The organism is Novosphingobium sp. NDB2Meth1 (assembly GCF_900117425.1).
GTDB lineage: Bacteria > Pseudomonadota > Alphaproteobacteria > Sphingomonadales > Sphingomonadaceae > Novosphingobium.
The window spans coordinates 1-7427 of record NZ_FPEH01000033.1 but is presented as its reverse complement, the minus strand read 5'-3'; the positions used below and the strand labels follow the sequence as shown (position 1 = coordinate 7427).

The window sequence follows — 7427 nt, the reverse complement described above, 5'->3', positions numbered from 1 at the left end:
CGCCGCAGCCCCCAAATCACGAAAGGCCAAATCACCCGCTTGACCCTGCCCCCGCACTGGGGGACACATATCCACCCGGGTCAATTCTCGATGGAAATCCCGGGTCACTTCTCAGTGGCAATCAACAAGAAAGGCGATCATTGAAATGCATGCGGATCGCAGGTGGAGAGAAGCGCAGATGGGGTCGTGCGGGCCGCACGCAGCGATCCCTCCGACGCTCTTTCATGCTGGCGCAGAAGGCTCTGCCCGAATCTGCGATTCGTTCGAGAGGAAGCCTGCTATCTAGGCTATATGAGGATGCGCGAAATCGTGCTCGATCCCGTCAGGAAAGAAGGATTTGTCACAATGGAAAACCGTGCAGCGCCAGGTCTCCTTTGCCCTACCTGCCGGGTTGATCTGGTCATGAGCGAGCGTCAGGGCATCGAGATCGACTATTGCCCGCAATGTCGCGGGGTCTGGCTCGACCGGGGCGAACTCGACAAGATCATCGAGCGCAATATAAGCGATGCAGCAGCCCGCCCGACTGGCGACGCGTGGTCCGGCGGAGGGCGCGCGGGGGCGTTCGACGACCGTCGCGGCCACAGCGATCACGGAGGCAAGCACGGCTACGAGCGTGGCCATCGTGGTCGCCGCAAGAGCTTCCTGAGCGAATTGTTCGACTGAAAGTCCCGTGGGTCGGTGCGATCATTCCCGCGAAGCCACGCCCCCGTGAGGGACGATGCGTCGTCGAGGGGACGACTGAAGCGCCACTTTCCTGCGCGCGCCGGCCGCACCGCCTCTGATCCCGCGTTCGAACCTTATGGTCGGCGCGCTCGCCTGGAACGCTGGGCCTCGTTATTCGACCGCAACCCTTATCAGCTTGTCGGGCTCGTGCGGCCTTCATGGGCGTCAGGTCGTGAAGTCATCCCGATGGTATCGAGCCCGAGCGCGATCGATATCGCGTGGGCAGATCCCGTGTTTCGGGTCACCGGTCTGAGGGACCGATCCCGCGGCGCGATGACAGCCTTCTTCGGCCTTTCGGACGCGCAGTTCGACCGGATCGCCTCGGGCTCGGGGCGCGTTCCGCTTCGCCCGGCGTGGCAGATGGCGGCGCGAATCCGGAATGTCGCCGACCCGCGCCTGGAAAGGCTGCTCCTGATCGGCATCCTGGCCATCATCGCCATGGTCATCGGCACCGTGCAATGGCTTGGATAGTGACGGGGTCAAGGGCCGGTCGATGGCGGCGATACTCTATACGCTAATCTCGCTTGCGGCGGTTCTCGCAGATATCGCGGGATAAAATGCGAGGGGGCAGAACGCATCGGCGTTTGACGGGTTTTCTCGTCCGCGAGCGTCAGGCCAGCATGACGGGCAAGCCCTGCCAAAGCACGGCGAGGAGGCTCAAGACAGCGCCCGCCATGCCAACCGACCGCCGCCACTGCGCGAATGCTTCCGAGCATGCCATCGCGCGAAGCCAGCGCAGCAGCCATAGATCGGCGATGATGCAGAGAATTGTCAGCGCGATAACGAGCGTTGCCGACGGCGCGAACTCCGCGATCAGATAGAGGCCGAAGAAATGGACGGTCCAGACGATGAAGCCGCCGAGTAGAATCAGCCAGCTTTTCACGCGCCGACCGCGCGGGTGAAAATCGTACCCACCAGTCCCTGCGCGCCGCAATAGCCGATGAACAGGCAGGCGAGGTCGAGCGTGCTGTTGCCCGTCGGCGTGATGAGCCCGCGCAGCGACCGCCAGCCGAGATAGGCGGCAAACAGGACGCCGATCGCGGCGACGGTACCCTGCAGCGACAGGATCGCGAACACCGCCGCCCCCTGGCCGCTGGCGTCGGGGGCCAGCACGGCGCTCCACATGCGGATATCGAGCCAAGTGAGCAGCGGCGCTGCTAAACCCGCGAGCAGCACGGGGGCGACCGCCCAATTCTTGCCCATGCGGTGCAGCCACCGACACGAAACGGCGGCGGCCACGACCAGTCCGTAGCCCAGCGCGATGGGTATTCCTCCGCCAAGCGATGCCGGCGGCGTCCAGAAGCCTGGCTGGTTGCTCCACAGGAAGGCCAGCCCGAACATCGCCATGGCCGAGATCATGGCCATGACGATCATGAGAATGACCATCGCCCACCAGCCATGGCTGCGCGGGCCGGTCATGTAGGTCGGCACCATGATGCCGGCGCCGATGTCGACCTCGTCCTGCGCGATCGGCCGGTCGGTCTCCGACAGCCAGCGCAGCATGGCCATGACGGTGATGACGCCGCTGGCGAGGCCGAACATATAGGCCTGCACCGTCAGCGCGAGGAAGAAGAAGGCGGTGAAAATCGCCGCGACCAGCGGCCAGACCGATGGGCCGGGCATGATCTGGACATATTGCGGTTCGGCCAGCAGCGGGCTGGTGACGATCGTTTCGCGCAGACCGGTGGCCGAGCGCGGCAGGAAATAGCGGCCCTGCTCGACATCATCGGAAATCTTCGGATCGTCCCATAGCGGCTCGCGGCTCTTCACCACCGGGATCGAGCGCGTGGAATAAAGCTCGGTCGGCAGCCATTCGAGCGAGCCCGCGCCATAAACGTTGCCGGCATTGCCGCCACCCGGCGCCATGCGGAAATTGCGCGCCAGGTCGATCAGGAACAGCAAGACGCCGAATGCGAACAGGAACGCCCCGACCGTCGAGATGAGGTTCAGCATGTCCCAGCCGCTGCCGGGCAGATAGGTGTAGACGCGGCGCGGCATGCCCATCAGGCCGGCGAGGTGCATCGGCATGAAGGCGACGTTCATGCCGGTGAACATCAGGCCGAACACCCATTTCGCCAGCCGCTCGCTCATCGCCCGGCTGCTGACCATCGGAATCCAGTAGTACATCGCCGCGAACAGCGGGAACACCATGCCGCCAATCAGCACGTAGTGGAGATGCGCGACGATGAAATAGGTGTCGTGCGCCTGCCAGTCGAACGGCACCAGCGCCACCATCACGCCCGTCAGCCCGCCGGTCACGAAGATGACGATGCTGCCGAGCACGAACAGCCCCGGAGCGTTGAAGCGCGGCCTGCCGATTGCCAGCGTCGCGATCCACGAGAAGACCTGAATGCCGGCGGGCAGGCTGACCGCCATCGAGGCGGCGGAAAAGAAGCCCGTCGTCATCGGTGGCAGGCCGACCGTGAACATATGATGCGCCCATACGCCGAAGCTGATAAAGCCGGTGGCGATCATGGCCAGCACGATCAGTCTGTAGCCGACCAGTTCGGTGCGCGCGACAGTCGGGATGATCATGCTCATCATACCGGCCGCGGGCAGGAAGATGATGTAGACCTCGGGATGCCCGAAGAACCAGAACAGATGTTGCCACAGCACCGGATCGCCGCCGCGCGCCGCGTCGAAGAAGGACCAGTTGAACGCGCGCTCGATCTCCAGCAGCAGCGTCGCCAGGATCACGCTGGGAAATGCGATGATGATCATCACCGCGAAGACCAGCATGGCCCAGGCAAAGATCGGCATCTTGTCCAGGCTCATGCCCGGCGCGCGGGTGCGCAGCACGCCGACGATGATCTCGATCGCGCCGGCGATCGCCGAAATCTCGATGAAGCCGATGCCCAGCAGCCAGAAGTCGGCATTGATGCCCGGCGAATAGGCCTTGGACGTATAGGGCGGATACATGAACCAGCCGCCGTCGGGCGCGAGACCGACGAACAGCGAGGCGAAGAAGGCGAGCCCGCCTACCGCATAGGCCCAGAAGGCATAGGCCGAGAGGCGCGGGAACGGCAGGTCGCGCGCGGCCAGCATCTGCGGCAGCAGCAGCACGCCGGCCGCCTCGACCATCGGCACGGCGAAGAGGAACATCATCACCGTGCCGTGCATGGTGAAGACCTGATTGTAGGTCGCCTGCGGCAGCACCTCCATCAGCGGCGCCGCCAGTTGCACGCGCATCAGCAGCGCCAGCACGCCCGCCAGCAGGAAGAACAGAAAGGCGGTGCCGAGATAGAAGATGCCGACATAATTATTGTTGACGACGGTCAGATATTCCCAGCCCTTGGGCGCGCACCAGATGCGCCGGAGCCCCTCCTCTTCCTCGGGCGGGCGCTCCTCCTGCGTCGGGAACCGCTGGTAGAGATAGGGGTCGAACCCGGTCTCCGACCTCATTTGAGGCTTTCCATATAGTCGGCCAGCGCGTTCAGATCGTCCGGGCTGAACTGCTTGTAGTTGGGCATGCGGTTGCCCGGCTTGATCGTCTGGCTGTCGGCGATCCAGCCTGCCAGCGTGCCGCGATTGTTGGGCAGGATACCGGCGCCGAGCGATCGCCGTGCGCCGACATGGGTGAGGTCGGGACCGGCGGTGCCGTTGGCGGGCGTGCCGCGCACGGTGTGGCAGCCAGCACAGCCGCTGGCGAGGAACAGTTCGGGCCCTCGCCCAGAAGCGGGACGCGGCGGCGCGAGGCGTTCGGCACGCCACCGGGCAAAGCTTTCCGGCGTATGTGCGACGACCACGAAACCCATCAACGCATGCGCACCGCCGCAATATTCCGCGCACTGCCCGCCGTAAGTGCCGGGGCGATCGGCGCGGATGCGCAGCAGGTTGCGCCGGCCGGGGATCATGTCCATCTTGCCCGCGAGCCGGGGCACCCAGAAGCTGTGGAGCACGTCCGCCGATTCCAGTTCCAGCAGGACCGGTTGCCCGATGGGCACATGCAGTTCGTTGGCGTCGCGGATCACGGGCTCGCCGCGTTCGCCCAGATAGGTCACGCGCCACCACCACATCTCGCCCGTAACCTTGACGCGCATCTCGCCCGGTTGTGCCGCCGTCGCCTGCAGGCTGCCGGTCAGCCACAGGCCCCAGACCAGCAGGGCCGTCAGCACGACGCCCGGAAAGGCCACGCCGCCGATCCAGATCGCCCGGTCGCCGCCCAATCGTGTGCGCAAGGCAGGCTTGCCCCACAGCGCCACCGCCAGCGCAGTAAGGACGATCAGCAGCACGCCCGTGCCGCCCAGCAGCAGCGCCCAGGCGAGCCGCGTGACGGGTTCGGCATAGGGGCCGGCCGGATCGAGCACCGCCGGCGGCCAGCCACCGAGCGCGGCCTGCAAAGAGGTGTTATTGCCCATGAAGGAACGCCGCGATGTCGTCGGCCTGCGCTGCGGTCATGGGGACCGTCGGCATGGCGGTGCCGGAAGAATTGCGCAGGAAAGCAGCCAAATTATCAGGGCGGTTGGGGTAACGGCCCGCGATCATGCCGCGCTGTGCGAACCTTTCGAGCGAAGGACCGGTCGTTCCCTGCGGCCAGATGCCCGGCATGGCGTGACATGCCCCGCAGCCGAGGCGTTCCGCTGCCGTCTTGCCGCGCGCGGCTACTTCGCCGCCCGTGGCATTGGGCGCGATCTCGGGCTTGTCGCAAGCGGCGAGCAGCAGGACTGCGGTCAAGAGAATGCGTGCCCCCAAAAGAGATCTTCCTTCCCCGATGGGGAACCGACCGCCATCCACTCGGTTCCCCGTGCGATGACGCGATATTTTCTGTGCCTCGGCCTGCTGGCTCCGCTGCTTCTGACGGCATGCAACGAGATGGGTGGCAACCCGGCGTTTCGTGCGACCGGCGAAGTGATCGCGTTCAGCGGCGGCAACGGTGGCCCTACGAGCGCCTGCGCGACCTGCCACGGCTTGAAAGGCGAAGGGGACGGACGCCTGACCCCGCGTCTTGCCCGCCTCGACGCCGGTTATCTCGTCCGCCAGCTGGACGATTATGCCACTGGTCGGCGCAAGCACGTGGCGATGCGTGCGATCGCCCGGCGACTGAACAGCGAGGACCGTGTCAAGGTCTCGGCCTATTATGCCGCGCTGCCGCCCCCGGCATCCGCGTGGCGATCGACGCCGGTTTACGCCAGCAAATGCGCCAGTTGTCATGGTGCGAACGGTGAAGGCGTTGGCCCCGGCAACCCGCCGCTTGCCGGGCAATCGCCGGCCTACGTCGCGGCGCAGATCGAGGCATGGCGATCGGGTCAGCGGCGGGATCCCACGGGCACGATGCTGGCCATCAGCCGCGCACTGGCGTCGGACGAGCTTGCGATCCTGGCAGGCCATGGCGCGGCTCCGCTTCTGCCGGCTCGTCCTCCTTCAACTCCGGCAGCATCCCGATGAGCACATCATGCCGGTTCCAGAAATGATGCTTAAGCGCCGCCCCGACATGCATGGGGATCAGCGCGAGCAGAAGCAGGATCAGCAGGGTGTGAATGCCGTCTGCCCAACCCAGGATGGTCCATTGCGCCGCCACCGGAATATCGTGGAATGGCAATTGCGGCCACGCGGCGCCGAGCAGGTCGAGCTTCGGCCCGTCGCCCAGCGCCGACCACATCGCCCAGCCAGACAGCGGCAGGCCGAAGAAGCAGATGTAAAAGAGCGCATGGGTGACGTAGGCGAGCTTGGTTTGCCAACCCAGTCCATCCGCGTCGTTGATCGGCCCCGGCACGATCGTACGCCACACGAAGCGCAGCGTCGCCAGCACCAGCATGCCCAGCCCCAGTTCGGAATGCAGCTTGTAGGCGTCCAGCTTGTCGCCGCCCACCGGCATGCGGCTCATGTACCAGCCCCAATAGAGCTGAAAGGAGATGAGGGCCGCCATGATCCAGTGGAAAGCGACGCCGACCGGGGAGTAGCGCCGTTGTGCGGTATGCCGCGCCGCCCATTCACGGATCGCTTCGATCATGCGATCGCTATCCGCTGCCGCTCGGCGAGCCAATCGCCTGCCAGCCTGAGCGCTGCGACAAGATAAATCGCTCCACCCACGATCCACATCAGCAGGCCGGCAAGCTGCTGGTCCTCCACCGGGCTGAGGCCCCAGGGCTGCGTCGTGATCCAGTGCCAGGCGTACAGCGGCGTGGACGCGAAGGTGAGCAGAGCGCCGAGTAAGCCCATCTGAACCATCGTCGCCAGCAGGACCGCGACGCCGGTGGGGGCGGTTGCGGCCAGCACGCTGCGCCAGAGCCCGATCGCCGAGACGAGCAGGGTCAGTTCCATAAGCCAGTAGGCGCCGACGCTGGCAAGCGCGAAGGCATAGGCCGCCGGCGCGTGCCACGCCCAGAAGATCAGGGCATGGGCACAGGCCCATGCCGCCGGCCTGCCCCGAACGGCTGGCAATGCCATCGCCAACAGCGGCGCTGCGACGGCCGTCAGCAAGATATGATGCGCCGCGCGTGCCGAGAACAGCGCCGAACTTAACGCACAGAACGGCGATACGAACAGCAGAAGGAGAATGGCACAGCCTGCGGCGAGCGGAAGAGGCCGCGCTCGGACGGCGCGGCCGATCAAGAAGAAACCGATCACCAGCCCTATTGGGGTGACTACACGAAAGTGACGTATCTGCACGGAAAGGGCGAACGGATAGCGAACGTCACGCGGCAAGTAGGGAGTTGACGGCGCGCAGCGGTCGCAAGGCGTCCGGATCGGGTTGATCTTCAACA

The 7427-nt window shown here is 65.5% G+C and carries 9 protein-coding genes; 3 read left to right on the top strand and 6 right to left on the bottom strand.

Annotated elements, in window-relative coordinates:
• Positions 1-402 precede the first annotated feature (402 nt).
• Together NDB2M1_RS21340 and NDB2M1_RS21335 are read left to right on the top strand one after the other, a co-directional pair.
• A complete protein-coding gene (locus NDB2M1_RS21340; RefSeq protein WP_039858453.1) occupies positions 403-663 on the top strand; it encodes a TFIIB-type zinc ribbon-containing protein in 261 nt (86 codons plus the stop codon).
• Between the two features lie 45 nt (positions 664-708).
• Positions 709-1194 (top strand): hypothetical protein, encoded by a 486-nt coding sequence (locus NDB2M1_RS21335; RefSeq protein ID WP_253185999.1) that lies wholly within the window; start codon positions 709-711, stop codon positions 1192-1194.
• Between the two features lie 139 nt (positions 1195-1333).
• Here the strand turns inward: NDB2M1_RS21335 and NDB2M1_RS21330 are convergent, their stop codons facing one another.
• From NDB2M1_RS21330 to NDB2M1_RS23285, 4 genes are read right to left on the bottom strand one after another with little or no spacing between them, the layout of a single operon-like run.
• The gene (locus NDB2M1_RS21330; protein WP_041565048.1) at positions 1334-1606 is read right to left on the bottom strand and encodes a hypothetical protein; all 273 of its coding nucleotides are present in this window, start codon (positions 1604-1606) and stop codon (positions 1334-1336) included.
• The gene (locus NDB2M1_RS21325) at positions 1603-4125 is read right to left on the bottom strand and encodes a cbb3-type cytochrome c oxidase subunit I (RefSeq protein WP_072384741.1); all 2523 of its coding nucleotides are present in this window, start codon (positions 4123-4125) and stop codon (positions 1603-1605) included. Before NDB2M1_RS21325 ends, NDB2M1_RS21330 begins: the two co-directional genes overlap by 4 nt.
• Positions 4122-5081 carry a cytochrome c oxidase subunit II gene (locus tag NDB2M1_RS21320; protein ID WP_072384740.1) on the bottom strand — a complete coding sequence of 320 codons (960 nt, stop codon included), beginning with the start codon at positions 5079-5081 and terminating at the stop codon, positions 4122-4124. Before NDB2M1_RS21320 ends, NDB2M1_RS21325 begins: the two co-directional genes overlap by 4 nt.
• On the bottom strand, positions 5071-5397 hold the full coding sequence (locus NDB2M1_RS23285) for a c-type cytochrome (RefSeq protein ID WP_253185998.1): 327 nt from the start codon (positions 5395-5397) through the stop codon (positions 5071-5073). The genes NDB2M1_RS21320 and NDB2M1_RS23285 overlap by 11 nt, the downstream gene beginning before the upstream one ends.
• A gap of 75 nt (positions 5398-5472) precedes the next feature.
• Between NDB2M1_RS23285 and NDB2M1_RS23280 the strand changes: the two genes are divergently transcribed.
• A complete protein-coding gene (locus NDB2M1_RS23280) occupies positions 5473-6108 on the top strand; it encodes a c-type cytochrome (protein ID WP_072384739.1) in 636 nt (211 codons plus the stop codon).
• Here the strand turns inward: NDB2M1_RS23280 and NDB2M1_RS21305 are convergent.
• Both NDB2M1_RS21305 and NDB2M1_RS21300 read right to left on the bottom strand, forming a co-directional pair.
• Positions 6005-6673 (bottom strand): cytochrome b, encoded by a 669-nt coding sequence (locus NDB2M1_RS21305; protein ID WP_072384738.1) that lies wholly within the window; start codon positions 6671-6673, stop codon positions 6005-6007. The genes NDB2M1_RS23280 and NDB2M1_RS21305 overlap by 104 nt on opposite strands.
• On the bottom strand, positions 6670-7332 hold the full coding sequence (locus NDB2M1_RS21300) for a cytochrome c oxidase assembly protein (RefSeq protein WP_072384742.1): 663 nt from the start codon (positions 7330-7332) through the stop codon (positions 6670-6672). Before NDB2M1_RS21300 ends, NDB2M1_RS21305 begins: the two co-directional genes overlap by 4 nt.
• Positions 7333-7427 lie beyond the last annotated feature (95 nt).

Coding starts and splice junctions, on each gene's coding strand:
- NDB2M1_RS21340 (WP_039858453.1), top strand. CDS start 403: ATGAGCGAGCGTCAGGGCATCGAGATCGACTATTGCCCGCAATGTCGC.
- NDB2M1_RS21325 (WP_072384741.1), bottom strand. CDS start 4,125: ATGAGGTCGGAGACCGGGTTCGACCCCTATCTCTACCAGCGGTTCCCG.
- NDB2M1_RS21320 (WP_072384740.1), bottom strand. CDS start 5,081: ATGGGCAATAACACCTCTTTGCAGGCCGCGCTCGGTGGCTGGCCGCCG.
- NDB2M1_RS23280 (WP_072384739.1), top strand. CDS start 5,473: ATGACGCGATATTTTCTGTGCCTCGGCCTGCTGGCTCCGCTGCTTCTG.
- NDB2M1_RS21305 (WP_072384738.1), bottom strand. CDS start 6,673: ATGATCGAAGCGATCCGTGAATGGGCGGCGCGGCATACCGCACAACGG.